At 73.7% G+C, this 23,633-nt stretch carries 20 protein-coding genes and 2 tRNA genes; 9 read left to right on the top strand and 13 right to left on the bottom strand.

Annotated elements, in window-relative coordinates; all coding sequences use genetic code 11:
- Positions 1 to 19 precede the first annotated feature (19 nt).
- A tRNA-Lys gene (locus tag EXE57_RS17490) sits at positions 20 to 92 on the bottom strand.
- 244 nt (positions 93 to 336) lie between these two features.
- Positions 337 to 1,833, bottom strand: coding sequence for a phytoene desaturase family protein (locus EXE57_RS17495; RefSeq protein ID WP_135079734.1), 1,497 nt, complete (start codon positions 1,831 to 1,833; stop codon positions 337 to 339).
- A 127-nt stretch (positions 1,834 to 1,960) separates the two neighbouring features.
- Here EXE57_RS17495 and EXE57_RS17500 point away from each other — a divergent pair, with 127 nt between their 5' ends.
- The gene (locus EXE57_RS17500) at positions 1,961 to 2,908 is read left to right on the top strand and encodes a pirin family protein (RefSeq protein ID WP_135079736.1); all 948 of its coding nucleotides are present in this window, start codon (positions 1,961 to 1,963) and stop codon (positions 2,906 to 2,908) included.
- 145 nt (positions 2,909 to 3,053) lie between these two features.
- Positions 3,054 to 5,732 carry a bifunctional acetate--CoA ligase family protein/GNAT family N-acetyltransferase gene (locus tag EXE57_RS17505; RefSeq protein ID WP_135079738.1) on the top strand — a complete coding sequence of 893 codons (2,679 nt, stop codon included), beginning with the start codon at positions 3,054 to 3,056 and terminating at the stop codon, positions 5,730 to 5,732.
- 10 nt (positions 5,733 to 5,742) lie between these two features.
- Here the strand turns inward: EXE57_RS17505 and cydD are convergent, their stop codons facing one another.
- From cydD to EXE57_RS17545, 8 genes are all read right to left on the bottom strand, one after another.
- On the bottom strand, positions 5,743 to 9,048 hold the full coding sequence (cydD, locus tag EXE57_RS17510) for a thiol reductant ABC exporter subunit CydD (protein ID WP_135079740.1): 3,306 nt from the start codon (positions 9,046 to 9,048) through the stop codon (positions 5,743 to 5,745).
- Positions 9,045 to 10,064, bottom strand: a complete 1,020-nt coding sequence (gene cydB / locus EXE57_RS17515) for a cytochrome d ubiquinol oxidase subunit II (protein ID WP_135079742.1) — start codon at positions 10,062 to 10,064, stop codon at positions 9,045 to 9,047. Before cydB ends, cydD begins: the two co-directional genes overlap by 4 nt.
- A gap of 12 nt (positions 10,065 to 10,076) precedes the next feature.
- Positions 10,077 to 11,522, bottom strand: coding sequence for a cytochrome ubiquinol oxidase subunit I (locus tag EXE57_RS17520; protein ID WP_135079744.1), 1,446 nt, complete (start codon positions 11,520 to 11,522; stop codon positions 10,077 to 10,079).
- Positions 11,523 to 11,625: 103 nt separating this feature from the next.
- Positions 11,626 to 12,600, bottom strand: coding sequence for an Acg family FMN-binding oxidoreductase (locus tag EXE57_RS17525; RefSeq protein ID WP_135079746.1), 975 nt, complete (start codon positions 12,598 to 12,600; stop codon positions 11,626 to 11,628).
- On the bottom strand, positions 12,597 to 13,037 hold the full coding sequence (locus EXE57_RS17530; RefSeq protein WP_208542899.1) for a hypothetical protein: 441 nt from the start codon (positions 13,035 to 13,037) through the stop codon (positions 12,597 to 12,599). The genes EXE57_RS17525 and EXE57_RS17530 overlap by 4 nt, the downstream gene beginning before the upstream one ends.
- The gene (locus EXE57_RS17535) at positions 13,034 to 13,627 is read right to left on the bottom strand and encodes a CBS domain-containing protein (protein ID WP_135079748.1); all 594 of its coding nucleotides are present in this window, start codon (positions 13,625 to 13,627) and stop codon (positions 13,034 to 13,036) included. Before EXE57_RS17535 ends, EXE57_RS17530 begins: the two co-directional genes overlap by 4 nt.
- Before the next feature lie 33 nt (positions 13,628 to 13,660).
- A complete protein-coding gene (locus tag EXE57_RS17540) occupies positions 13,661 to 14,725 on the bottom strand; it encodes an NAD(P)-dependent alcohol dehydrogenase (RefSeq protein WP_135079750.1) in 1,065 nt (354 codons plus the stop codon).
- An 88-nt stretch (positions 14,726 to 14,813) separates the two neighbouring features.
- Positions 14,814 to 15,479 carry a hypothetical protein gene (locus EXE57_RS17545; protein ID WP_135079752.1) on the bottom strand — a complete coding sequence of 222 codons (666 nt, stop codon included), beginning with the start codon at positions 15,477 to 15,479 and terminating at the stop codon, positions 14,814 to 14,816.
- A 129-nt stretch (positions 15,480 to 15,608) separates the two neighbouring features.
- On the opposite strand from EXE57_RS17545, the gene EXE57_RS17550 reads away from it, so the two are divergent.
- Together EXE57_RS17550 and EXE57_RS17555 are read left to right on the top strand one after the other, a co-directional pair.
- Positions 15,609 to 16,742, top strand: a complete 1,134-nt coding sequence (locus tag EXE57_RS17550) for a sensor histidine kinase (protein ID WP_135079754.1) — start codon at positions 15,609 to 15,611, stop codon at positions 16,740 to 16,742.
- Positions 16,739 to 17,392 (top strand): response regulator, encoded by a 654-nt coding sequence (locus EXE57_RS17555; protein WP_135079756.1) that lies wholly within the window; start codon positions 16,739 to 16,741, stop codon positions 17,390 to 17,392. The genes EXE57_RS17550 and EXE57_RS17555 overlap by 4 nt, the downstream gene beginning before the upstream one ends.
- Before the next feature lie 9 nt (positions 17,393 to 17,401).
- Here EXE57_RS17555 and chrA read toward each other — a convergent pair whose 3' ends face one another.
- The 3 genes from chrA to orn all read right to left on the bottom strand — a co-directional run bounded on the left by chrA (position 17,402) and on the right by orn (position 19,602).
- Positions 17,402 to 18,763, bottom strand: coding sequence for a chromate efflux transporter (chrA, locus tag EXE57_RS17560; RefSeq protein WP_244246886.1), 1,362 nt, complete (start codon positions 18,761 to 18,763; stop codon positions 17,402 to 17,404).
- A 95-nt stretch (positions 18,764 to 18,858) separates the two neighbouring features.
- Positions 18,859 to 18,934: transfer RNA gene (locus EXE57_RS17565), tRNA-His, on the bottom strand.
- 41 nt (positions 18,935 to 18,975) lie between these two features.
- Positions 18,976 to 19,602 (bottom strand): oligoribonuclease, encoded by a 627-nt coding sequence (orn, locus tag EXE57_RS17570; protein WP_244247106.1) that lies wholly within the window; start codon positions 19,600 to 19,602, stop codon positions 18,976 to 18,978.
- Between the two features lie 120 nt (positions 19,603 to 19,722).
- On the opposite strand from orn, the gene EXE57_RS17575 reads away from it, so the two are divergent.
- The 5 genes from EXE57_RS17575 (at position 19,723) to EXE57_RS17595 (ending at position 23,610) form a co-directional block, all read left to right on the top strand.
- Positions 19,723 to 20,214, top strand: a complete 492-nt coding sequence (locus tag EXE57_RS17575; RefSeq protein WP_244246887.1) for a MauE/DoxX family redox-associated membrane protein — start codon at positions 19,723 to 19,725, stop codon at positions 20,212 to 20,214.
- Positions 20,195 to 20,938 (top strand): DsbA family protein, encoded by a 744-nt coding sequence (locus tag EXE57_RS17580; RefSeq protein ID WP_135079762.1) that lies wholly within the window; start codon positions 20,195 to 20,197, stop codon positions 20,936 to 20,938. The genes EXE57_RS17575 and EXE57_RS17580 overlap by 20 nt, the downstream gene beginning before the upstream one ends.
- Before the next feature lie 37 nt (positions 20,939 to 20,975).
- Positions 20,976 to 21,752: a DsbA family protein gene (locus EXE57_RS17585; RefSeq protein ID WP_135079764.1), complete on the top strand. Its 777-nt coding sequence runs from the start codon at positions 20,976 to 20,978 to the stop codon at positions 21,750 to 21,752.
- A 46-nt stretch (positions 21,753 to 21,798) separates the two neighbouring features.
- On the top strand, positions 21,799 to 22,806 hold the full coding sequence (locus tag EXE57_RS17590) for an adenosine deaminase (RefSeq protein ID WP_135079766.1): 1,008 nt from the start codon (positions 21,799 to 21,801) through the stop codon (positions 22,804 to 22,806).
- Between the two features lie 126 nt (positions 22,807 to 22,932).
- Positions 22,933 to 23,610 carry a response regulator transcription factor gene (locus EXE57_RS17595; protein WP_135079768.1) on the top strand — a complete coding sequence of 226 codons (678 nt, stop codon included), beginning with the start codon at positions 22,933 to 22,935 and terminating at the stop codon, positions 23,608 to 23,610.
- Positions 23,611 to 23,633: the final 23 nt, after the last annotated feature.

A 23,633-nucleotide genomic window follows, 5' to 3' on the forward strand; every position in this document is an offset into this window, starting at 1 on the left:
CACCTCGCGATGATGTCGGTACGCCATCAGGGACTCGAACCCCGAACCCGCTGATTAAGAGTCAGCTGCTCTGCCAATTGAGCTAATGGCGCGTGTGGTGAAGCGACCGCAACTTTACCAGCGGGGCGACGGCCGGAGAAATCGAGGCGGGATCGCGCGGCTGCGACCTCGGTCACCCGGTGGACGGGGGCGGTGGCCACGTGCACGATTCCCCGGCGGGCAGGGGATTCATGCGCTTCCCAGCCGGTGGAACCCGTGGGATGTGCAGGGATCACGGGCTCTCTCCGACGGGTGTGACCAGGAGACCCGGACCTGGTCGGTCGGTCGCTCCACGCGTCAGCGGGAGGCGAGGACCGCCTGGGCGGCGTTGTGGCCGCCCAGGCCGGAGACTCCGCCACCACGGCGGGAGCCGGAGCCGCAGACGAGCACCGAGGCGACGTCGGTCTGGACGCCCCACTGCTGGGCGGGGGTCTCGAGCCGCGCCCGGTTCGGCGCCCACGGCCAGTCGAGGTCGCCGTGGAAGATGTGGCCGCCCGGCATCGCGAGGTCGGCCTCGACGTCCTGCGGCACCGTCGCCTCGATGCACGGGTGCCCGGAGGCGTCGGTGGCGACGCAGGTCTCGATCGGGTCGGCGAGCTGCTCGTCGAGCGAGGCGAGCGCGCGGGCGACGGCCAGGGACTTCACCTCGTCGCGGTCGTCACCGGCGAAGAGCGACGCAGGCAGGTGCATCCCGTGGTAGGCGAGGGTGTGCATCCCCTCGGGCGCCTCGCCGAGGACCGAGGGGTCGGTGAGCGAGTGGCTCGAGACCTGGCCCGGGATCACGGTCGGGACCTGGCCGGAGGCCGCCTCGGCGTACGCCTTCTCGATCTGGGCGTAGCCGTCGCCGAGGTGGAGCGTGCCGGCGAGCGCGACCGCGGGGTCGGCGCCCGAGGCGAGTCGGGGCAGCCGGTCCAGGAGCAGGTTGATCTTGAGCTGGGAGCCCTGCGGCTTGGACTCGGGGTCCTCGGGCTGGCCCAGCAGGATCTGCAGCACCCACGGCGCGACGTTGGCGAGCACGTGGCGCGCGCGGACGCTGTGGGTGGTCCGCCCGTCGTGCCAGGTGACCTCCGCTCCGTCGTCGTCGCCGTCGATCCGGGACACCCCGGCAGACGTGACGACCTCGGTCCCGGCCCGGATCGCCGACGTGGCGAGCGCCGCGGTGACCGCGCCCATGCCGCCGACGGGGACCTTCTCCTCGCCGGTGCCGCTCCCCAGCAGGTGGTGGAGGAAGCCCCGGTTCTGGGCGAGCGAGGGGTCGTGGAGCGAGGCGAAGGTGCCGACCAGGGCGCGGGAGGCCACCATGCCGCGCACCGCGTCGTCGGAGAAGCGACGCTCGAGGGCCTCGCCGAGCGGGTTCGTGACCAGGTCGCGCCACACGTCGGCGTCCACCTGGTCCCGGATGGTGCGCTCGACGGGCAGCGGCCCGAGCAGCGTGGGAGCGACGACCCCGGCGAGGACGGCCACGTCGGCGTGGAAGGACTGCCAGGCAGCGCGCTCGTCGTCGCTGCCGGCCAGCTCGGCCGGTGAGGCCACCGGTCGGGGCACCAGCCGCACGTCCAGGCCGAGCTCGGAGACCAGCTGCTCGGGCAGGTGGGAGGCGAGGTCCGCGTAGCGCGAGATCCGGGCCTGGTGCCCGGGAAAGGCCACCGCCGAGACGGCAGCGCCGCCGACGTGGGCGAGGCGCTCGAGGAGCAGCACCGAGAGGCCGGCCCGCGCCAGGTAGGTCGCGGCCACGAGTCCGTTGTGGCCACCGCCGACCACGACGACGTCGTACTCAGTCTGCTTCGAAGTCACCGCACCAACCTAGGGCATCGCCGCCGGCCTCCGAGGCCCCCGGTTGCACCCCGGTCCACGCCGGCAGGAGCGGAATGTCGCGCGTTCAACTACCGTTGTGCCAGGTGACTTCCGAGGAGGTGGGCCGATGCCCGCGATCACCGTTCCCGACCTGACCGTGCTCGAGCGGGTCCCCGCTCCCGCTCTCGGTGACCAGCCCCGTCACGTGTGGCAGGTGAGCGATGCGCCGACGGGCTTCGAGGGGGAGGGCTTCCCGGTCCGCCGTGCCCTCGCCGGCTTCGACCTCGCCCACCTCGACCCCTTCATCATGATGGACCAGATGGGCGAGGTGGAGTACGCCCCCGGGGAGCCCAAGGGCACCCCGTGGCACCCCCACCGCGGCTTCGAGACCGTCACCTACATGATCGACGGCGTCTTCGACCACCAGGACTCCCACGGCGGAGGCGGCTCGATCACCAACGGCGACACCCAGTGGATGACCGCCGGTGCCGGGATCCTCCACATCGAGACGCCCCCGGAGTGGCTGGTCACCTCGGGCGGGCTCTTCCACGGCATCCAGCTCTGGGTGAACCTGCCCCGCGACGCCAAGCTCAGCGACCCGCGCTACCAGGACATCCGGTCCGGGGAGGTACGCCTGCTCGCCGGCCAGGACGCCGGGGCGCTGGTCCGGGTGATCGCCGGATCCGTCGGCGGTCACACCGGCCCCGGTAGCACGCACACCGACATGACCCTGCTCCACGCGACGCTGGAGCCGGGCGCGCGGCTCGACCTGCCGTGGGAGCGCGACTTCAACGCGATCGCCTACGTGCTGAGCGGACAGGGTCACGCCGGGATCGACGGCCCCGCCCTCCGGATGGGCCAGGCCGCGCTCTTCGGCGGCGGCGACTACGTCACGCTGCAGGCGGACGAGCACCAGGACACGCGCTCTCCCAGGCTCGACGTCATCGTCCTCGGTGGCCGCCCGATCCGGGAGCCCCTGGCCTGGGCCGGCCCGTTCGTGATGAACACCAAGGCCGAGGTGATGCAGGCCTACGAGGACTTCCAGCGCGGGAGCTTCGGGCACATCCCCGGCTGAGCGCGCGGCCTCCGCCCCGCTCGTGGGAGCCGGGGGCAGCGGGCACAGGCACGGACGCTGGCCCCGCGCGAGCGGGACCAAAGGCCCTGAATCGCCGGGCGCCGGGGGCGCGAGCATCGGAGTGCCGCCCAGGAGAGGAACGCCCATGCCCGTCACTCCCGTCCCGCCTGCCGCCGACGTGCTGCTGACCGACGGCACGGTCGCGGTGCTCCGGCCACTGGCCGCCGAGGACCTGCCGGCCGTCCGGGCGCTCCACGACCGGGCCTCCGACGAGTCGCTGCGGCTGCGCTTCTTCGCCGCCGGCCGGCGGCCCGCCCAGGTCTACGTCGACCACCTCCTCGCCAGCGGGACGACCACCGCCCTGGTCGCCGAGCTGGGGGGCGAGGTGGTCGGGCTGGTCACCGCCGAGCGGATCGCCGAGGACTCCGAGGAGGTGGCCTTCCTGGTCGACGACCGGCTGGCGGGCCACGGGCTCGGGAGCCTGCTGCTCGAGCACCTCGCGGCCAGCGCCCACGACCGGGGGGTGCGGCACCTGACCGCGGAGGTGCTGACCGAGAACCGGCGCATGCTCGACGTCTTCGTCGACGCAGGCTTCGACGTCGTACGTCGGGCGGACGGGGAGGTCGTCGAGGTGGACCTCGACCCGAGTCCCACCGCCGGTGCCCTGGCCGCTGCGGACCGCCGCGAGGCGGCGAGCGAGGCGCGGTCGCTCGCGCCGCTGCTCCACCCGGGATCGGTGGCCGTCACCGGGGTCCGCCGCGACGGGACCGGTGTGGGTGCCGCCGTGCTGCGGTCGATCCTGGCCGGCGGCTTCACCGGCCACCTGGCGGTGATCCACCCCTCGGCCGACCGTGTCGGCGGCGTGCCGGCGTACGCCGCCCTCGACGACGTACCGGTCCCGGTGGACCTCGTGGTCGTGGCCGTCCCGGCCGAGGCCGCGGTCGAGGCAGTCCGCGAGGCCGTCGCGGCCGGCGTGCGCGCCGCCGTCGTGATCAGCTCCGGCTTCGGTGAGCTGGGGGAGCGCGGCGCCGAGCTGCAGCGCGAGATGGTGCGACTGGCGCGCAGCCACAGCATGCGGCTGGTCGGACCCAACTGCCTCGGACTCGTCGTCAACGACCCGGCCTCGCCCCTGAACGCCACCTTCCACGAGGTGCTGCCGCCCGTCGGCGGGCTGGCTGTCGCGAGCCAGTCGGGCGGGGTCGGCATCGTGCTCATGGACCTGGCGCGCCGGCTCGAGCTCGGCGTCCGCTCCTTCGTCTCGCTCGGCAACAAGGCCGACGTGTCGAGCAACGACCTGTTGGCCGCCTGGCGGGAGGACCCCGAGGTGACCGCCGCGGCGCTCTACCTGGAGTCCTTCGGCAACGCCCGCAAGTTCGCCCGGGTCGCGCGGGAGTTCTCCGAGCACAAGCCGCTGCTCGCGGTCGTCGGCGGCCGGTCCGACGGTGGACGCCGGGCCGGTGCCTCCCACACGGCGGCGGCCGCGTCGTCGGCCGTGGGCGTGGCCGCGCTCTTCGCCCAGGCCGGCGTGATCGCCTGCAGGGGTGCCGAGGACCTGGCGGCCACGGCCCTGGTCCTGGCCGAGCAACCGCGCCCGCGGGGGGTCCGGCTGGCGATCCTGAGCAACGCCGGTGGCATGGGCGTCCTGGCCGCGGACGTGGCCGACGACTGCGGCCTCGACGTCCCCGAGCTCTCCGCCGACCTCTCCGCCCGGCTCGGGCGCCACGTCCTCGGGACGGTCGGCACCACCAACCCGGTCGACGCCGGTGCCGGTGCGACCTCGGAGGACCTGTCGGCGACGACCGGGCTGCTGCTGGACAGCGACGAGGTGGACGCCCTGGTGGTCGTGCTCGTGGCGACCGGCGTCTCCGACGCGACCGAGGCGGTGCGCGCGCTCGTGTCCGCGCGCGCCGGACGGCCGGACAAGCCGATGCTGCTCGTCCCGCTCGGCGGGGTGCGGCTGCCGGAGGACGGGGTGCCGGGGATCACCTGCCTCGACTCGGTCGACGGAGCGGTGCGCGCGCTGTCGCGGATCGCGACGTACGAGGCCTGGCTTCGGGTGCCCCACGACGCGTCACCGCCCTCCGACCCGGTCCGCGCGGCAGCCAGCCGGGCGACGGCGGCGCGACTGCTCGACGAGCGGGGGGAGGGGTTCCTCGGGCCGGCGGACGTGGCCGACCTGCTGGGGGGCTACGGGCTGACCCCGGCCGGGGACGTGGCCCTCGACGCCGACGAGGCCGCCCGGGTGGCCGAGCGGCTCGGTGGGCCGCTGGCCCTCAAGGTCGCGGACCCGTCGGTGGTGCACAAGACCGATCGTGGGCTCGTGCGGGTGGGGGTGGCCACGCCTGCCGAGGCTGCTGCGACGGCACGTGAGTTCGCCCGGATCCTCGGGAGCGACGCCGTCCCGGTCCTCGTGCAGCGGATGGAGGAGGGCGTGGAGATGGCCCTCGGCCTGGTGCGCGACCCGACCTTCGGCCCGCTGGTGATGGTGGCGGCGGGTGGGATCACCACCGATGTCCTCGACGACAGGGTCTTCCTCATGCCCCCGGTCGCTCCCCGCGACGCCGTGAGGGCGCTGCGCAGCCTGCGGCTGGGCCCCGTCCTGGCGGGCTACCGCGGCCGGCCGGCCGTCGACACCACGGCGCTCGAGCGGCTGGTCGTCTCCCTGGGCCACCTGGCCGTGGAGGTGCCCGAGGTCGCCGAGCTCGACCTCAACCCCGTCCTGGCGCGACCCGACGGTGTGTCGCTGGTGGACGTGAAGGCCAGGCTGGTGGCCGTCCCCGGTGCCGACACCAGCGGGCTGCGGCAGCTGCGCACGGTCCGCTGACCGTCCGGGCTCAGCCCGCGGAGAGGGTGGGCGTCGCCGTCGGCGCACCGAGGTCGACCACGTGGTCGACCAGGTCCAGACCGGCATCGGCATGGGTGATCCACAGCACCGACGTACGCCGGGGGCCGTCGAGCACCTCGTGCGCCAGCTCGGTCGCCGTGGCGTGGTCGAGGTGTGCCGCCGGCTCGTCGAGGACGAGGACGGGCTGCCGGGCCAGCAGCGAGCGCGCGATCGCGATCCGGGCCCGCTCGCCGCCCGAGACGGCTGCGTGGCCGTCGCCGACCCAGGTGCCGAGCCCGTCCGGCAGGGCGTCGAGCCAGCCGCCGAGCCGCGCCTGCCGCAGCGCCGCCTCGACCTCCGCGTCGTCGGCCCCGGGCCGCGCCAGGCGGACGTTCTCGGCGACGGTCGTGCCGAACACGTGGGGGTCGTCGTCGACCAGCCCGATGCGGGCGCGGACGTCGTCGGTGGCGAGGGAACGCAGGGAGGTGCCGCCCAGGGAGACCCGGCCGCGGGCGGGGTCGAGGTGGCGCATGAGCAGCGCCGCGACCGTGCTCTTGCCGCACCCCGAGGGCCCGACGAGGGCCACCCGGTCCCCGGGCGCCAGCGCCAGGTCAGCCGGCGTGGTGAGCGGTCCGTCGGCCGTCCAGCGGGCGCTGGCGTGCTCGAGCAGGACGTCGTCGCCGTCCGGAGCCGGTCGGGCCACCGTGTCGCGAACGGCGGGTGCGGTGTGCTCGAGCCGGTCGAGCCGCTCCCGTGCCGCGGTCGTGCGGGCGGCGAGCGCACCTGCGTCGGCGACCGGGAGGGCCACGTCCGCCAGCGCGAGCGGCAGCAGCACCAGCATCGCCATCAGCGGACCGCTGAGCCGGCCGTCGGCCACCGCAGGAGCGGCGACCCACGCGTTGCCCGCCACCGCGGCGCCCGTCACGACCAGGACGGTGGCGCGCGCGCCGGCGAGCCACCGGGTCGCGCGGTCGGCGGCGGCGGCGAGCTGGTCGCTGAGGCGGGCGACGGTGTCGGCGGCGCGGTGCTCCGCCTGCCACATCAGCAGCTCGTCGGCCACCTGGATGGTCTCGACGACCTGTCCGGAGAGGCGGGCCCGGAGCGCGACCGAGGTCCGCTCGGCCGTGTCGGCACCCCGCCGCGCCATGCCGTACGCCGCGACGCCGGTGACCAACGAGGCGATCGCCAGCAGCAGGCCGGCGGCCGGGAGCAGCAGGGCGGCGACGAGCGTGGCGAGGGCGGCCACGGCGGCGTACGTCCGGATCGGGAGCCGCACCCGGAGCTCGCGGTCGACCACGCTGTCGACGTCGTCGACGACCGAGGCGAGCAGGTCGCCCCGCCGGCGGCCGAGCCGACCGGGGGTGAGCGGGACGAGGGCGTCGTAGACCTGGACCCGACGGGTCGCCAGCAGCCGCAGCGCGCCGTCGTGGGAGACCAGCCGCTCGGCGTACCGGAGCACCGGCCGGGCGAGGCCGAAGGTGCGGACCCCGACGATCGCGACCAGCATCGTGAGGACCGGCGGGTGGGTCGAGGCCTGCACGATCAGCCACCCGGCCGTGGCGGTGAGGGCCACGCCGGACGCCGAGGCGAGGGAGCCCAGAACCGTGCCCAGCAGGAACCGGGGCCGGCGGGGTGGCTCGCCCGCCGGGTCGTCGAGCGGCACCGTACGGGTCGTGGGCGCGGGCGCCGCGGCAGTGGCGGGCGCGGGCTCCGGGAGTGGTGCCGGGAGCTCGAGGTGGTGGTCGGCGAGCGCCACCATCGCGGGACGGTGCGCCACGACCACGACCGCGCGGCGACGCCCGAGCTCGACGATGGTGTCGGCGATGACCTGCTCGGTGAGCGTGTCGAGGTGGGCGGTGGGCTCGTCGAGCAGGGTCCAGGGCCGGTCGGCCAGCACCACGCGGGCCAGCGCCAGCCGGGCGCGTTCGCCCGCCGACAGGCTCAGCCCGTCCTCGTGCACGGAGGTGTCGAGCCCTGCAGGGAGTGCGCGGACGCGTTCCTCCAGCGCCACCCCGCGCAGCGCCTCCCAGCACGCGTCGTCGTCGGCGTCGGGACGCGAGAGGCGCAGGTTGTCGCCGATCGAGCCACCCACGAAGAGCGGCCGTTGGGGGAGCCAGGCCACCTGCGTCCGCCATGCCTCACCCGCCAGCGGTGTGCCGTCGAGGGTGACGCGGCCATCGGTGGGCTCGAGCAGGCCGGCGACGACGGCGAGCAGGGTCGTCTTGCCGCACCCCGACGGACCGGTCACGACGGTGACCCCCTGCGGCTCGAGCACCGTCGAGACGCCGGCCATCGCGGGCGTCGTACGCCCTTCGCGGAGCACCGTCACGGCGTCGAGGACCACCGCGCCGCGGGTGTCGTACGCCGAGGCGTCGGTCTCGCCCGGCAGGTCGGCGAGCAGGGCGGCGGAACGCTCGAACGTGGCGACGCCCTCGGCGGCGGCGTGGAACTCCGCGCCCACCCGCCGCAGCGGCCAGAAGGACTCGGGGGCGAGCAGCAGCACGACCAGGGCGGTGCCCAGGTCCAGCGAGCCCGAGGCCAGCCGGACCCCGACGGTGACGGCGACGAGCGCCACGGAGAGCGTGGCGACCAGCTCCAGCACGGCCGAGGAGGCGAAGGCCAGCCGCAGCGTCCGCATCGTCGCGACCCGGTAGCGGTCGGTGATCCCGGCGATCCGGGCCGACTGGGCGCGGGCGCGACGGTGCGCGACCAGGGTGGGCAGGCCACGGACGACGTCGAGGAAGTGGCCCGACAGCGACGCCATGGCACGCCACTGCTCCTCGGCGCGGTCGCGGGTCGCGATGCCGACCAGGGCGCCGAACACGGGGATCAGGGGCAGGGTGGCCAGCACGATGACCGCGCTGAGCAGGTCCTGGCTGGCGATCGCGACCACGGTGAGCGGCGGCAGCACGACCGCCAGCACGAGAGCGGGCAGGTAGCGCGTGAGGTAGGGCTCCGCCGCCGTGACCCCTCGCGTGAGGAGCGCCGCGACCTCCCCGGTGGGGTGCCGTCCGGGCCGGGCGACCACGGCCAGGGTCAGCCGGCGACGCAGGTCCGTACCCACCACGCCCGCGGCCCGGGCGGCGCAGACGTCACCGACGACGCCGGCCAGACCCCGCGCTGCCAGCAGGCCGGCGACGGCCACCGCCCACGGGACGACGTCCCCCTCGCGCAGGACGGCGACGACCAGGCCGGCGACCAGCCACGCCTGCGCCACCACGAGGAGACTGCCGGCGACGCCCGCCGCGACCGTGCCGGCGAGGGGGCGGGCAGCGGGTCGCAGCACCCGCCGCAGCCGGGGGTCCGAGGGCCTCACGGAACCGGGGTGGCGGCCGGCGCGACGGGGATGTGGTGCACCGCGATCCGCTTCCGGAAGACCCAGTAGGTCCACCCCTGGTAGGCCAGCACCAGCGGGGTGAAGACCACCGCGACCACCGTCATGATCTTCAGCGTGTACGGCGTCGCGGCGGCGTTGGTGGTCGTCAGGCTCTCGCCTGCGGCCAGCGTCGTCGGCATCACGTCCGGGAAGAGCGCGAGGAAGAGCCCGGCGACGGCCAGGGCGATCGCGACGAAGGTCCCCAGGAACGCCCAGCCCTCCCGGCCCGACGGCAGCGCGAGCAGACCGGCGACCAGGGCCAGTGCTGCCACGACGAAGGCGACCGCGCTCGCGGCGGTGCCCGTCTCCACCTGCGTCCACACCAGGAAGGCCACCGCCGCGACCGCCGCGCCGGCGCCCACCTTCAGGGCGAGCGCCCGGGCACGGTGGCGGATGTCCCCGTCGGTCTTCAGCGAGACGAAGACCGCCCCGTGGGTGAGGAAGAGCAGCAGCGTCGTCACGCCGCCGAGCAGGGCGTACGGGTTCAGCAGCGTGAAGAACCCGCCGACGTACTCCAGGTCGGCGTCGATCGGGACGCCCCTCAGGATGTTGGCGAACGCGACACCCCACAGCAGCGCCGGGACGAACGAGCCCACGATGATCGCCAGGTCCCACCGGCCCTTCCAGGCGGCGTCGGGACGCTTGGCGCGGTACTCGAACGCGAGCCCCCGCACGATGAGCGCCACCAGGATCAGCAGCAGCGGCAGGTAGAAGCCGCTGAAGAGCGTGGCGTACCACTCGGGGAAGGCCGCGAAGGTGGCACCGCCGGCCACGAGCAGCCACACCTCGTTGCCGTCCCAGACCGGGCCGATGGTGTTGATGAGGACGCGGCGCTCGGTGTCGTCGCGGGCCAGGACGGGCAGCAGCATCCCGACCCCGAAGTCGAACCCCTCCAGGGTGAAGTAGCCCATCCAGAGGACGGCGATCAGGGCGAACCAGACGGTCGTGAGCTCCATGTCTGCTGCTCCTCAGTACGCGAACGCGAGCGGCTTGTCGGCGTCGTCGCCGGGTGGCTCCGGGCTGAGGTCCTGCTCGGTCAGCGGGTCGGCGCCGCGCCGGATGTAGGTGAGCATCAGCTTGACCTCGACCACCGCGAGGACGCCGTAGACGAGCGTGAGCACGATCAGGGAGGTCAGCGCCTCGCCGGTGCTGACGGTGGGGGAGACCGACTGGGCGGTCGTCATCAGCCCGAAGACCGACCACGGCTGCCGCCCGACCTCGGTGAAGATCCAGCCCGCGGAGTTGGCGGCCAGCGGCAGGAAGGGCAGCGACACCGCGGCCCAGAGGATGGCGCGGCCGCCCGGGACGGCACCGCGCCGCGTCGCCCAGAGGATCCAGCCGGCGAGCACGGCCGCGAGCACGCCGAGCCCGATCATCAGCCGGAAGGACCAGTAGGTCAGCGGGATCATCGGGGTGTAGTCGCCGGGGGAGTAGTACTTCTCACCGGGGTCCAGGCCGTACGTCGCGACGTACTGCTCCCGCAGGTCGTTGATCCCCTGCACCTCCCCGTCGGTGGAGCCGGTCGCGAGGTAGGACAGCAGACCCGGGATCTTGATCGAGAACGTCTCCTCGGAGCCGTCGAGCGTCCCGATCGTGATGACGCTGAACGCCGCCGGCTGCTCGGTCTCGTAGAGCGCCTCGGCGGCGGCCATCTTCATCGGCTGGACCTCGGTCATGATCTTGCCCTGCACGTCGCCGGTGATCGCGACGCCGAGGCCCGCGACCAGCACCACGACCGCTCCCGAGCGGACGGCCGCACGGTAGACGCCCTGGTCCTCCGGTGTCCGGGCCCGACGCAGCAGCCAGAAGCCGATGCCGAGGACGAACGCGCCCGCCGTGAGGTACGCCGACAGCAGCACGTGCGGGAAGGTCACCAGCTGCACCTTGTTGAGCAGCACCGCGGCGAAGTCGTCCATCTCGGCGCGGCCGGTGTCGGGGTTGTAGGCGTACCCGACGGGGTTCTGCATCCACGAGTTCGCGGCCAGGATGAAGTACGCCGAGAACAGCGTGCCGAGGTGGACCAGCCAGATGCAGGCGTTGTGCAGCTTCTCGGGCAGCCGGTCCCACCCGAAGATCCAGAGCCCGAGGAACGTCGACTCGAGGAAGAACGCCAGCAGCCCCTCGATCGCCAGCGGCGCCCCGAAGACGTCGCCGACGAAGCGGGAGTAGTCGCTCCAGTTCATCCCGAACTGGAACTCCTGCACGATGCCGGTGACCACGCCGATGGCGAAGTTGATGAGGAAGAGCTTGCCGAAGAAGCGGGTCAGCCGCAGCCAGCGGGGGTTGCGGCTCCGGATCCACGCCGTCTGGTAGCCGGCCACCATCGCCGACAGGCCGATGCTCACCGGCACGAAGAGGAAGTGGTAGACGGTCGTGATCGCGAACTGCCAGCGCGCGATGTCGGTCGGGTCCACGGGTGCTCCTGACACGTGCGGAGGGGACGGGCCTCACGCTAGGAAGCGCCGGACCTGCCCGCCCACGGCTCTTGGGCCCCGGGCGACGGGACCTTGGTCCCGCTCACGGGAGCAGCACGTCGTGGAGCGGGCGCCGCGGGGTGCGGCCGATGGGCTGCAGCGCCGTGCCGTGCCAGCCGACGCGGACCAGCACGTGGGGGACCACCTCGCCACCGAGCACGTCCTGCTGCAGGGCGCGACGGGTCTCGTCGACCTCGACGACCTGCGTCAGCGGGAGCACCGAGAGCCGGGACGCGACGGCGTCGAGCCACAGCGCGCTGAGGGCCTCGCCGGAGCGCAGCCATGCGGCCGGCTCGTCGTCGTGGCCGCCGATGACGAGGACCCCGTCGACGTTCTCGGACTCGCGGTCGGGCTGCGGGAGCAGCCCGGCGCCGAAGCGGCTGCGGTGGCTGGTCGAAGCCCCGACGAGTCGCGGCACCGTGGTCGCGGGCACCCCCTCGTCGGTCGACCGGTCCAGCCACGACGCCTGCTCGGCGACCACGGGCTCGACGGTGGCCTGGTGGGCGAGTGCCTGTGCGACCAGCCGTTCGAGCACGAAGCGGCTGGCCTCGTCGGTGACCGGGACCGCTCGTGCGCCCCAGTGGCCCGCGGTGCGGGCCAGCTCGGTCAGCAGCCCGGGGGCGATCGGCCAGGACGAGTAGCTGCGCCGGTCCGTGCGCCGCTCGTCGAGCGCGCGGAGCAGCGCGGAGTGCTCTGCGGTGATCGGCGAGGGCACGAAGGTGATCGTCGCGAGGTGGTCCTCGTCCTCGGGGTTCGGCCGCCGGTGCACGCTCGGGGTCCAGCCGGTCGCCGCGGCGGCCACCTGGGCGTGGTGGAGGGCTGCGCCGCAGCTGACCAGCAGGTCCCGGCCCTCGGGGTCGACCGCGGGCAGACCGCGGGAGCGGTCGGCGTGCAGCTCGAGCCGTGGTCCGTCGACGCGCCACGCCCACGGCTGGGAGTTGAAGATGCTCGGGGCCCGGCAGGCGAGCTCGACGACCTCGTGGAGGACGGTGATGGAGGGCCGCTCGACCGGGCTCATCGGGGGGCTCCCGGGCGGATGCTCCGCACGTCGTGCAGCGCCAGCGGGACGAGCACGGCCAGCGCGGGCACCGACCACAGCCACACCCACCAGCCGAAGAGCATCAGCAGGAGGTGGAACACGATCACCGCGGCCCAGCCGACCAGCGCAGGCCGACCGCCGAGCAGCAGCAGCACACCCAGCGTGATCTCGCCGGCCATGAGGAGCAGCCCCCACACGGCAGGGGCGGCCATCACGACCTCGGCCCAGCCGGTCTGCACGAACCCGAGGAGCGCGTGGTCCGCGAAGCCGTCGTACGTCGTGGGGTCCACGGCGACGATCCCCAGGTGCACCCCCGCCATGACGAGGTAGAAGCAGCCGACGACTGCTGCCCCGGTGGACGTGCGCCGCTCGACGACCCGCTCGGTCACCACGGCGCCGGCGACGTCGACGCTCATGACTGCTCCTCGCTGGCCGTGACGTCCAGCACGCCGGGGACGGTCTCGGCGAGCAGCCGGGCGACCGTGGCGTCCTGCCCGGGGCCGAGCAGCGACACGGAGCCGTCGGCCACCTCGACCAGCCAGCCGGCGAGACCGGTCGACCGCAGCAGCTCGTCCACCTGGCGCTCGATCTCGTCGTCGGAGCGCGCGAGCAGCCTGACGACGTCACTGCGGCTGAGGACTCCCTGCAGGCGCCCCCGCCGGTCCACGACGGGCAGGCTCTTGGCGGTGGTGCTCGTGAGCAGCTCGACCGCCTCGGCCAGGTCTGTGTCCGGGTGGACGGTCAGGGCGTGGGCGCTCATGACCTCGTCGACGATCGACGCCCGTGCGTCGCCGCGGGCCTGCGGGATCTCGTGGGCACGAGGGTCCGGTGGCAGCACCTCGCGGATCAGGTCGGCCTCGCTGACGACGCCGCGGACGATCCCGTCGGCGCTGACGACCGGCAGGACCGTGATCCGGTGGTCGGCGAGCAGTCGCAGTGCCACCTTCACCGGCGTCCCCGCGCGCACCGTCACCGGGTGACGGCTCATGACCTCCAGGACCAGCATCGTGGGCTCCTCTCGTGGTGCTCGGGCGCCGGGTCAGGGCGTCCAGGACTCGTGGGCGACGACGACCGCGCGCCCGTCGACCTCGCCGCGGCGCAGCAGCTCGTAGGCGTGGGCGGCGTCGTCGAGCGAGAACCGGGTGGTCTCGGCGTGCAGCAGCCCCCGGGACGCCAGGTCGAGCACCTCGACCAGCTCGGAGCGGTTGCCCCAGTAGGTCGTCTGGACGCTCGCCTCGTAGGGCACGCCGAAGAAGGAGAAGGGGAGTGACCCACCGCCGATCCCCACGACGGTGATGTCGGCGAGCTGACGGGCGACGGCGGCGCTGGTGGCGAGGGTGTCGTCGGAGCCGACCATGTCGAGCACGACGTCGGCACCGAGGCCGTGGCCGGCGGCACGGACCTGCGCCACCAGGTCCTCACCCGGCGGGAGCGCGAGGTCGGCGCCGCTCCGGGTCGCCAGCTCCCGGGCCGAGGCCCGCGGGTCGACGGCGACGACGTACGCCGCGGACGTGGCGCGCAGCACCTGCACCGCCAGGTGGCCGAGACCGCCGATGCCGATCACGACGGCCACCGACCCGGGCACGAGCTTCTCCCGGGACCGCCGCACCGCGTGGTACGGCGTGAGCGCGGCGTCGGTGAGCGGGGCGGCGTCGGCGGGGTGCAACCCCTCCGGGAGGGGCACGAGGTGCCGGGCCGACGGGACGACCATGTACTCCGCCATCCCGCCGTCGAGGCCCAGGCCGCCGCCACCGCCGGGTGCGGGGGCGAGGTCGGGCCGGTCGCAGTAGGTCTCCAGGCCGGCCAGGCAGCGCCGGCAGGAGCCGCAGCCCCACGCGCCGACGACGGCGACGGGCTGGCCCGGCTCCAGGCCCACGACGCCCTCGCCGAGGCGGTGCACCCAGCCGGCGTTCTCGTGCCCGAGCGTGAAGGGCGGCCCCCACGGCAGGACGCCGTCGGAGAACTCGTCCATCAGGTGGAGGTCGGAGTGGCAGGCACCGGCGCCACCGAGCTGGACCCGGACCTGGCCGGGGCCGGGCTCGGGGAGCGGGACGTCCCGCAGGCGGGGCTCGCTGTGCCAGGACTCGAGTCGCAGGGCCTTCATGCCCCCAGCCTTGCCAGCGGCCGCCCGGGCCGGACCGGTCGGCGGTCCCGACCCGGGGGGACGTTGGTCCCCCCGGGTCACCCCCGGATCAGGCGGCGGCGGGCTCGGGCGTCGCGGCGTGGACCCCGCTGCGCCACAGCGACCACCCGGCGACGCCCCAGGCGAGCATCAGCGGCCACATGCCGAGGGCCTGCGTGGACATCGAGACCAGGGCGATCGCCGTCAGGGGCTCGGTCACGAGGACCCAGCTGGTCAGGCGGGGCCGGTACCCGCTGCGGATCAGCCCGATGCCGAGCAGCACGTGGCCGATCATGGTGCCGAGCAACCCGACCAGGAGCACCAGGTAGAGGCCGTCGAAGAGGGCGTCCGGGCCCGGGATCCAGTAGCCCGTGAAGCAGACCGTCATCAGCGCGTACGACGGCAGCATGATCCGCCAGCCCCACCGCTCGGTCCAGCGCGTGTCGGCGGGCCTGCGTCCGCGCACGGCCAGCGCGCAGGCGAGGACCGAGGCCATCGCGAAGACGTAGAACTTGCCGTAGGTCAGGTAGACGGTGTCCGGCGAGCCGAAGTCCAGCACCGGCTCGAAGAAGTCCATCGCAGGAGCCGCCCACCAGTGGGCCAGCTCGTTCTCGTAGTCGCTGAGCCCGCTCTCCGTCCGCATCCGTGCGAGCGCGTTGAGCGGCGCCAGCAGGAGGCTGGCGGCGGCCATGGTGGCCGCCGCGAGCCCGGCGATCCTCGCCCGTGAGTCGTCCATCGTTCGTCTCCCCTCGTGTGGTGCCGACGCTAGGCAGCGGCGGCGTGCTGCGGCGTCGCCCCGGGGGTGGAGACCGGTCCACCCGTGGTTTGACTCCACCGGGCGCGGACCGGCGTACCGTGGTGGGGCATGGAGGACCCACGGGGGGTGCGACGGCTGGAGCGGGCCGACTGGCTGTGGCCGGCGGTGATCTGCGTGGCGGCGATCGGGGAGGTCCTCATCGTCGAGGTCCCGCCGGTGGCAGGCACTGCGGTGAGCGTGCTCGCCTGTGTGCTGCTCGTCGGCCGCAGGCTGCTGCCGATGGTGTTCGCCACCGGGGCCGTGCTGGTGCTCATGTTCCAGCACCTCGTCGGGGTCGACGAGAGCCAGCTGGCGGTGCAGATGGCCGTGCTCTTCGCCGGCTGCTTCTCGCTCGGGCGCTACGTGCCCGGGCTGCTCGGGCTGTGGGGGATCGGCGTGATCAACGCGACCCTCTACCTGCCCGCCCGGGACTGGCCGACCCCGACCGACCTGGTCTGGGGCCTCTCGCTCACCGCCGGGCCGTGGATCGTGGGCCGGATCGTCCAGGCCCACGCGCGGCTCAACGCGCTGCTCGCCGAGCAGGCCGAGCAGCTCGTGGCCGAGCAGGCGCTGCTGGCGGACCGGGCGGTGGTCGAGGAGCGTCGGCGGATCGCCCGCGAGCTCCACGACATCGTCGCCCACTCGCTGAGCGTGATGGTGGTGCAGGCAGGTGCGGCCCAGGACGTCGTTCGTCGAGACCCGGAGGCCGCCGAGCGGGCGCTGACCGCGATCCAGGAGGCGGGCCGCGCCGCGCTCGGCGACACCGGCCGGCTCCTCCACCTGCTGCGCGACGACGACGGCGACGAGCTCGACCCGCCGCCGGCGACGCGGAACCTGCCCGCGCTCGTCGAGGGCTTCCGGGACTCCGGGCTCGACGTGGAGCTGGTCGTCGACGGCCCGACCGAGGGACTCTCCGCGGGCGTCGACCTGTCGGTCTACCGGATCGTGCAGGAGAGCCTGACCAACGCGCTCAAGCACGGGGCGGGCGACGCCGTCCGGGTCAGCCTCCGGCGCGGCGCCGACGGGGTCGACGTCGAGGTGCTCAGTGCGTCCGGGAAGGCCGCCCGGGTGCTGGTGTCGCACGGGCAGGGGCTGATCGGGATGCGCGAGCGGGTCGCCGTGTTCGGGGGCGAGCTCAAGGCCGGACCGACCACCGACGGTGGCTACCTCGTCCGCGCACACCTCCCCGTCCCCGTGTCATGACCAGCGTCGTCATCGCCGACGACCAGGAGCTGATCCGCGTCGGGCTGCGCACGATGCTGGAGTCCCGGGGGATCGACGTGGTGGCCGAGGCCGGGACCGGCGGCGAGGCGCTGGACGCCACGCGACGCCACGCCCCGGACGTGGTGCTGATGGACATCCGGATGCCGGGCATGGACGGCATCGCGGCCACGGCCGAGTTGGTCCGGGAGGGGCTGCCGAGCCGGGTGCTGGTGCTGACGACGTACGACCTCGACGAGCTGGTCTACCGGGCGCTGCGGACGGGGGCCGCCGGCTTCCTGCTGAAGACCACGCCCGCGGAGCGGATCGCGGCCGGGGTGGAGGTCGTGGCGTCCGGTGACTCGCTGCTCTCGCCCGGCGTGACCCGGCGGCTGATCGCGCAGCACGCTCCCGGGGAGTCCTGCGACGGTGCCCGGTTGGTCGGGCTGACCGAGAGGGAGCGGGAGGTCCTGGTGCTGGTCGCACGCGGCCGTTCCAACACCGACATCGCCACCGACCTGGTGCTCACCGAGGCGACCGTCAAGACCCACGTCAACCGGCTCTTCGCCAAGCTCCGGGTGCGGAGCCGGGCCCAGGCCGTGGTGGTGGCGTACGAGTCGGGGCTCGTGGTGCCGGGGCGCCGCGACCCCTGACCGGGTCGCTCAGAGGACGAAGGCGCTCGCCAGGCCCACGACCGCGCAGAGCCCGAGCGTTCGGAGCGGCGACCAGCCGAGCCGCAGCAGCAGGAGCAGCGCCACGCCGGTCAGGGCGAAGGCGAAGGGGTCCCACGAGGCGAGCACGGGCAGCTCGAGGCGCAGCGGGCCCCACCCCACGATCCTGGTCGCGTCGAAGAGCGTGTGCAGGGCGAAGTAGACCGCCAGGCTCGCGATCACGCCCACCACCGCCGCGGTGATGCCGGTGAGGGCGGCGGTCAGCTGCTGGTTGCGGCGCAGCCGCTCGACGTACGGCGCTCCCAGCAGGATGAAGAGGAAGCACGGCACGAAGGTCACCCACGTGACCAGCAGCGACCCGACCAGCATCGCCACCCACGGGTCGAGCGGGCCCGGGTCGCGGTAGGCGCCGACGCCGCCGACGAACTGCACGACCATGATCAGCGGCCCCGGCGTCGTCTCGGCGAGGGCGAGCCCGCGGACCATCTCGCCCGGCGCCAGCCAGCCGTAGACCTCGACCGCCTGCTGGGCGACGTAGGCCAGCACGGCGTAGGCGCCACCGAAGGTCACCACCGCGGCGCCCGAGAAGAACAGGCCTTGGTCGACGAGGACGCTGTCGCGTCCCAGCAGCGCGCCGGCGAGCACCACGGGGGTGAACCACACCACCAGCCCGAGGGCCACGATGCGCGCCGTACGGCCGGCCGACGGGAGGTCGACGTGGAGGGCGTCGTCGCTGACGAGGGGTGGTGGCCCCTCGTCGTCCTGCTCGGGGCCGAGGCGGCGCAGCGACGGGAACCAGCGGCCGAGCAGCCAGCCGAGGAAGCCGGCGCCGAGCACGACCACGGGGAACGGGACGCCGAACGCCGTCAGCGCCACGAACGACGCCACGGCCAGGACGACCAGGCCCGGATGGGTGAGGGCCCGACGGCCGACGCGCTGGACCGCCTGGACCACGATCGCGATCACCGCTGGGGCGAGGCCTGCGAAGAGACCGGACACGACGTTCGTCGAGCCGGCCGCCAGGTAGAGCGCGGTGAGGGCGAGCAGTGCGAGCATCCCCGGCAGCACGAAGAGGGTGCCGGCGATCAGGCCGCCGCGGGTGCCGTTGAGCAGCCAGCCGGTGTAGATCGCGAGCTGCTGGGCCTCGGGTCCGGGGAGCAGCATGCAGTAGTTGAGCGCGTGCAGGAAGCGGCGCTGCCCGATCCAGCGCCGACGGTCGACGAGCTCGTGCTGCATCACCGAGATCTGGCCGGCCGGCCCGCCGAAGGTCTGCAGCGAGATCAGGAACCAGGCCCGGGTCGCCTCGCCCAGCGGGACGGCGTCACCGGTGCGCATCGGCGGGGGAGTCGGCACGACCGCGATCCTCGCCGAGGATCCCTCAGCGGTCCACCGTGGGGTGCCGGTGACGGCGAAGGGCCCCGGCGTCGCCGGGGCCCTTCGTCTCTGTCTGGGGTGAGTAACGGGACTTGAACCCGCGACATCCGCCACCACAAGGCGGCGCTCTACCAGCTGAGCTATACCCACCATGTCGCTCCCGGGGACCGGGAACCGGAAGAAGTGTAGCCCTAGGGGGCCGGTGTCCCCGCATCGGGAGCCGACCCCTCGGCGTCGCTCCCCTGGAGCCCCGTCAGCGACCCGGCATGGCGGGCCGCGATGGCCCGCGCGGTGTCGGAGTCGGGGCCGGGATGCGGGACGAAGACCGCCTCGCGGTAGTAGCGCAGCTCCTCGATGCTCTCCTGGATGTCGGCGAGTGCGCGGTGGTTGCCGCGCTTGGCCGGCGACTGGAAGTACGCCCGGGGGAACCACCGGCGCGACAGCTCCTTGATGGAGGAGACGTCGACGATGCGGTAGTGCAGGAAGGACTCCAGGTCGGGCATGTCGCGGGCGAGGAAGGCCCGGTCGGTGGCGACCGTGTTGCCGGCCAGCGGCGGCCGGGTGCCCTCGTCGCAGTGCTCGCGGACGTAGGCCAGCACCTGCTCCTCCGCCTCACCGAGCGAGATGCCCGACGCGAGGTGCTCGAGCAGCCCGGACTTCTCGTGCATCTCGCGGACGAAGTCGCCCATCTGGTCCAGGGCCTCGGCCGGCGGCTTGACGATCAGGTCGATGCCGTCGCCGAGGACGTTCAGGTCGAAGTCGGTCACCAGGGCAGCGACCTCGATGAGCGCGTCGGCCTCGAGGTCGAGGCCGGTCATCTCGCAGTCGATCCAGACGAGTCGGTCAGTCACGAGTGGTCACCCTACTGCCCGGTGGTCCCACCGGTGCGGGCCCTTCGACTCAGGTTCGTCTCAGAACGCCCACCTACGGTGTGCGACGTGAAGGACTGGTTCGGACTCCTGGCCAGGGTCGTCACGGGCGGTGTCTGGATCGTCGCGGGAGCCCTCAAGCTCCCCGACCCGGCCGGCAGCGTGCGCGCCGTGCGCGCCTACGAGCTGCTGCCGGAGGCGGTCGTCCCGACCGTCGGCTACCTGCTGCCCACCCTCGAGATCGTCATCGGCGTCGGCCTGCTGCTCGGCCTGCTGACCCGGGGCGCCGCGCTGCTGTCCGCGCTGCTGTTCCTGGCGTTCATCGTCGGGATCGCCTCCGCCTGGGCGCGGGGGCTGCAGATCGACTGCGGGTGCTTCGGCGGGGGTGGCCCCAAGGCCAACGCGTCCGACGACTACCCCTGGGAGATCGCCCGGGACGTCGGGCTGCTGGCGCTGTCGCTGTGGCTCGTGGTCCGGCCCTCGTCGAGGTTCTCCCTCGACGGGCTCCTGTTCCGTCCGACGACCTCCGAAGGGATCCCCGATGTCGAAGAAGTCCGCTGAGCTCAGCCGTTCCGAGCGAGCGGCCGCCGCCATCGCGGCCCAGCGCCAGCAGGAGCGGCGTCGCAACCTGCTGGTCGTGGGTGGCGTGGTCGCGCTGGTCGTCGCGGTGCTGGTGGGGGCGTACGTCTTCAGCAGCTCCAGCGACACCTCCGGCGAGACCGCCTCCGACGTGCCCGCCGGTGTCGAGGACTACTCGGTCGTCGTGGGTGAGGAGTCCGCCCCCTCGACGATCACCGTCTACGAGGACCCGCAGTGCCCGATCTGCCGCGACTTCGAGGCCGCCGTCGGCGAGCAGGTGGCGACGGCCGTCGCGGCCGGTGACGTGAGGGTCGACTACCGGATCGTGTCGTTCCTCGACCGTGCCTCGGGCAACGAGTACTCCTCCCGCGCCGCCAACGCGCTCATGGCCGTGCAGGACGTCGCCGGGCCCGACGCCTTCGCCGCACTCCACGAGACGCTCTTCGCCAACCAGCCCGAGGAGGGCAGCGACGGGCCCGACGACGAGCAGCTGGTCGCCTGGGCCGTGGCGGCCGGCGCCGAGGAGTCCGAGGTACGTCCCCTCATCGAGGGCAAGGTCTTCGAGCAGTTCGTCGTCAACGCCACCGACCAGATGTCGCAGGACGGTGTGACCGGCACGCCGACCGTGCTCATCGACGGCGAGCCGGCCGGCGAGAACCCGGCGGAGTACGCTGCCGCGGTGCTCGACGTGGTGTCCGGCGACTGACGCGACGGACCGACAGCGGACCAGGAGAAGCGGGGCGATGGCGCAGCAACGGGGCAGGGCAGACGAGAAGAAGGCCGCGCAGGCGAAGCGGGACCAGCGCCGCGCCAAGGCCGAGCGTGCCAAGGCCGCGGCCGCCGAGGCCCGGCGCAAGGCGAAGCGCAAGGAGCGGCTGACCTACGTGGTGGTCGCCGTGGTCGCGCTGGCGCTCGTCGTGGGCGGGTTCTTCCTCGTCCGCTGGTTCACCGACACCTCCGACACCGCCGCGCCGCCCGAGGGCGCGTCCTCCGACTTCGGCGTGGTCGTCGGCGACGCCGACGCGACCCACGAGGTCGTGATCTACGAGGACTTCCTGTGCCCGGCCTGCGGTGACCTGGAGGCCACCCTCGAGGAGCCGCTGGCGACCGCGATCGAGGACGGACGGGCCCGGGTCGAGTACCGCACCCTCGACTTCCTCAGCCAGTACGGCGACTACTCGCTGCGCGCGGCCAACGCCTTCGCCGCGGTGCTGGACACCGCAGGACCCGAGGCGGCGCAGGAGTTCCACCGCAGCCTGTTCGCCGACCAGCCCCCCGAGTCCGGTCCGTTCCCGGACGACGACGCCCTGGTCGACCAGGCGGTCGCCGCCGGGGCGGACGAGTCGACGGTCCGGCCGCTGATCGAGGACCTCGGCTTCGAGGGCTGGATCGCCGACGGGACCGAGGCTGCCTCGCAGGCCGGCGTCCGGTCCACGCCCACCGTCTACGTCGACGGCCAGCAGGCAGCCGGCCAGACGACCCAGGACGTCGCCCGGGCGGTGCTCGCCGCCATCGAGTGACGTCGCGAGTTCGGCCGGCGCGCGGGAGGGCTGCCAGACTCGGCGGGTGAGCCTCACCGACTTCATCGCCGGGCTGCCCAAGGCCGAGCTGCACGTCCACCACGTGGGGTCAGCGTCACCGCGGATCGTCGGTGAGCTGGCCACGCGCCATCCCGGGGTCGTCCCCGGCGACCCGCAGGCGCTCCGCGAGTTCTTCGCCTTCCGGGACTTCGCCCACTTCATCGAGGTCTACCTCGCCGTGGTCGACCTGGTACGAACGCCCGAGGACGTCCGGACACTGACCTACGAGGTGGCCCGGGACATGACCGGACAGTCCCTCCGCTACGCCGAGCTGACCTGCACGCCGTACACCTCGGTCGTCCGTGGCATCCCGATCGAGGCCTACACCGAGGCCATCGAGGACGCCCGCACGGCGGCGGAGCGGGACTTCGGGCTGGTGCTGCGCTGGATCTACGACATCCCGGGGGAGTCGGGCCTGCCGGCGGCCGACGCCACCTTGTCGTACGCGCTGGAGCACGCGCCGGACGCCTTGGTCGGCTTCGGGCTCGGCGGCCCCGAGATCGGGGTGCCGAGGCCGCAGTTCCAACCGCACTTCGACGCGGCCCGGGCGGCGGGGCTGCGCAGCGTGCCCCACTCCGGCGAGACGACCGGGCCGGAGTCGGTCTGGGACGCCTGCCGGCTCCTCGGCGCGGAGCGGATCGGCCACGGCATCAGCGCAGCGGAGGACCCCGAGCTGCTCGCCCACCTGGCGGCCGAGGGGATCACCCTCGAGATCTGTCCCTCGTCCAACGTGGCCACCCGCGCCGTGGCCTCGCTCGACGCCCACCCGCTGCGCGCGATCGTCGACGCGGGGGTGCGGGTCACCGTCAACTCCGACGACCCGCCCATGTTCGGGACCAGCCTCAACGAGGAGTACGCCGTCGCCGCCCGGTTGCTCGACCTCGACGAGCAGGGCGTCGCGGAGCTGGCGCGCGAGGCGGTCCGGGCGTCGTTCGCGCCCGCGGCAGTCAGGCAGTCGCTGCTCGCGGAGATCGACGCCTACGCGGCACCCTGAGGACGTACTCGGCCCCGCGAGCTCATACTTCGCGGGGCCACCACCATTGAAGCGCCCCGGTCTCCCCGGATCATTCATTTGCCGTGCGTGTCGCCCCCGAGGGGCGCAGTGACGTATTTTTCACCTATGGACGCCGTACGCATCGCCATCGTCAACGACTACGAGATCGTGGTCGCTGGCGTCGCCGCACTGCTGGGGCGGTTCCAGGACCGCATCAACGTCGTGGAGATCGGGGCCAACAAGCAGGTCCAGAGCGACGTCGACGTCGTCCTCTACGACACCTTCGGGCAGGTCCAGGGTGACGGCATCGACCTCGACGACCTGCTGAAGGGCAGTGGCGCCAAGGTCGCGATCTTCAGCTGGAACCTGCAGCACGACCTCGTCGACCGTGCGCTGGCCCTCGGCGCCAGCGGCTACCTCTCCAAGGCGCTGACCGCCGAGGAGATCGTCAAGGGCCTCGAGGCGATCCACCGCGGCGAGATCGTCGCCGAGACGCGCCCGCTGCGCGGCGAGGGCGTCGAGAGCGGCGACTGGCCGGGGCGCGACTACCACCTGACCCAGCGCGAGGCCGAGGTGCTCGCCCTGATCACCCAGGGGCTCACCAACCAGGAGATCGCCGACAAGGCCTACATCTCGATCAACTCGGTGAAGACGTACGTCCGCACGGCGTACCGCAAGATCGGGGTCACGCGTCGCGCGCAGGCCGTCAGCTGGGGCATGGAGCACGGCTTCCGCCCGCAGCGCACCCGGGCCGTCGACCCCTCGTCTGCTCCGCCCGTGGCGGGCGCTCGCCCCGTCGGGTGAGCCGCCCCCCACCGCCCGCTGCT

The organism is Nocardioides euryhalodurans (assembly GCF_004564375.1).
In the GTDB taxonomy this organism is placed as follows: Bacteria; Actinomycetota; Actinomycetes; order Propionibacteriales; family Nocardioidaceae; genus Nocardioides; species Nocardioides euryhalodurans.

Excerpts from the sequence above, each read along its gene's own strand:
- EXE57_RS17500 (WP_135079736.1), top strand. The coding sequence starts at position 1,961 with ATGCCCGCGATCACCGTTCCCGACCTGACCGTGCTCGAGCGGGTCCCC.
- EXE57_RS17545 (WP_135079752.1), bottom strand. The coding sequence starts at position 15,479 with ATGGACGACTCACGGGCGAGGATCGCCGGGCTCGCGGCGGCCACCATG.
- EXE57_RS17555 (WP_135079756.1), top strand. The coding sequence starts at position 16,739 with ATGACCAGCGTCGTCATCGCCGACGACCAGGAGCTGATCCGCGTCGGG.
- cydB (WP_135079742.1), bottom strand. The coding sequence starts at position 10,064 with ATGGAGCTCACGACCGTCTGGTTCGCCCTGATCGCCGTCCTCTGGATG.
- EXE57_RS17595 (WP_135079768.1), top strand. The coding sequence starts at position 22,933 with ATGGACGCCGTACGCATCGCCATCGTCAACGACTACGAGATCGTGGTC.
- EXE57_RS17585 (WP_135079764.1), top strand. The coding sequence starts at position 20,976 with ATGGCGCAGCAACGGGGCAGGGCAGACGAGAAGAAGGCCGCGCAGGCG.
- EXE57_RS17580 (WP_135079762.1), top strand. The coding sequence starts at position 20,195 with ATGTCGAAGAAGTCCGCTGAGCTCAGCCGTTCCGAGCGAGCGGCCGCC.
- EXE57_RS17540 (WP_135079750.1), bottom strand. The coding sequence starts at position 14,725 with ATGAAGGCCCTGCGACTCGAGTCCTGGCACAGCGAGCCCCGCCTGCGG.
- EXE57_RS17530 (WP_208542899.1), bottom strand. The coding sequence starts at position 13,037 with ATGAGCGTCGACGTCGCCGGCGCCGTGGTGACCGAGCGGGTCGTCGAG.
- EXE57_RS17505 (WP_135079738.1), top strand. The coding sequence starts at position 3,054 with ATGCCCGTCACTCCCGTCCCGCCTGCCGCCGACGTGCTGCTGACCGAC.
- EXE57_RS17535 (WP_135079748.1), bottom strand. The coding sequence starts at position 13,627 with ATGCTGGTCCTGGAGGTCATGAGCCGTCACCCGGTGACGGTGCGCGCG.
- orn (WP_244247106.1), bottom strand. The coding sequence starts at position 19,602 with ATGACCGGCCTCGACCTCGAGGCCGACGCGCTCATCGAGGTCGCTGCC.
- EXE57_RS17525 (WP_135079746.1), bottom strand. The coding sequence starts at position 12,600 with ATGAGCCCGGTCGAGCGGCCCTCCATCACCGTCCTCCACGAGGTCGTC.
- EXE57_RS17550 (WP_135079754.1), top strand. The coding sequence starts at position 15,609 with ATGGAGGACCCACGGGGGGTGCGACGGCTGGAGCGGGCCGACTGGCTG.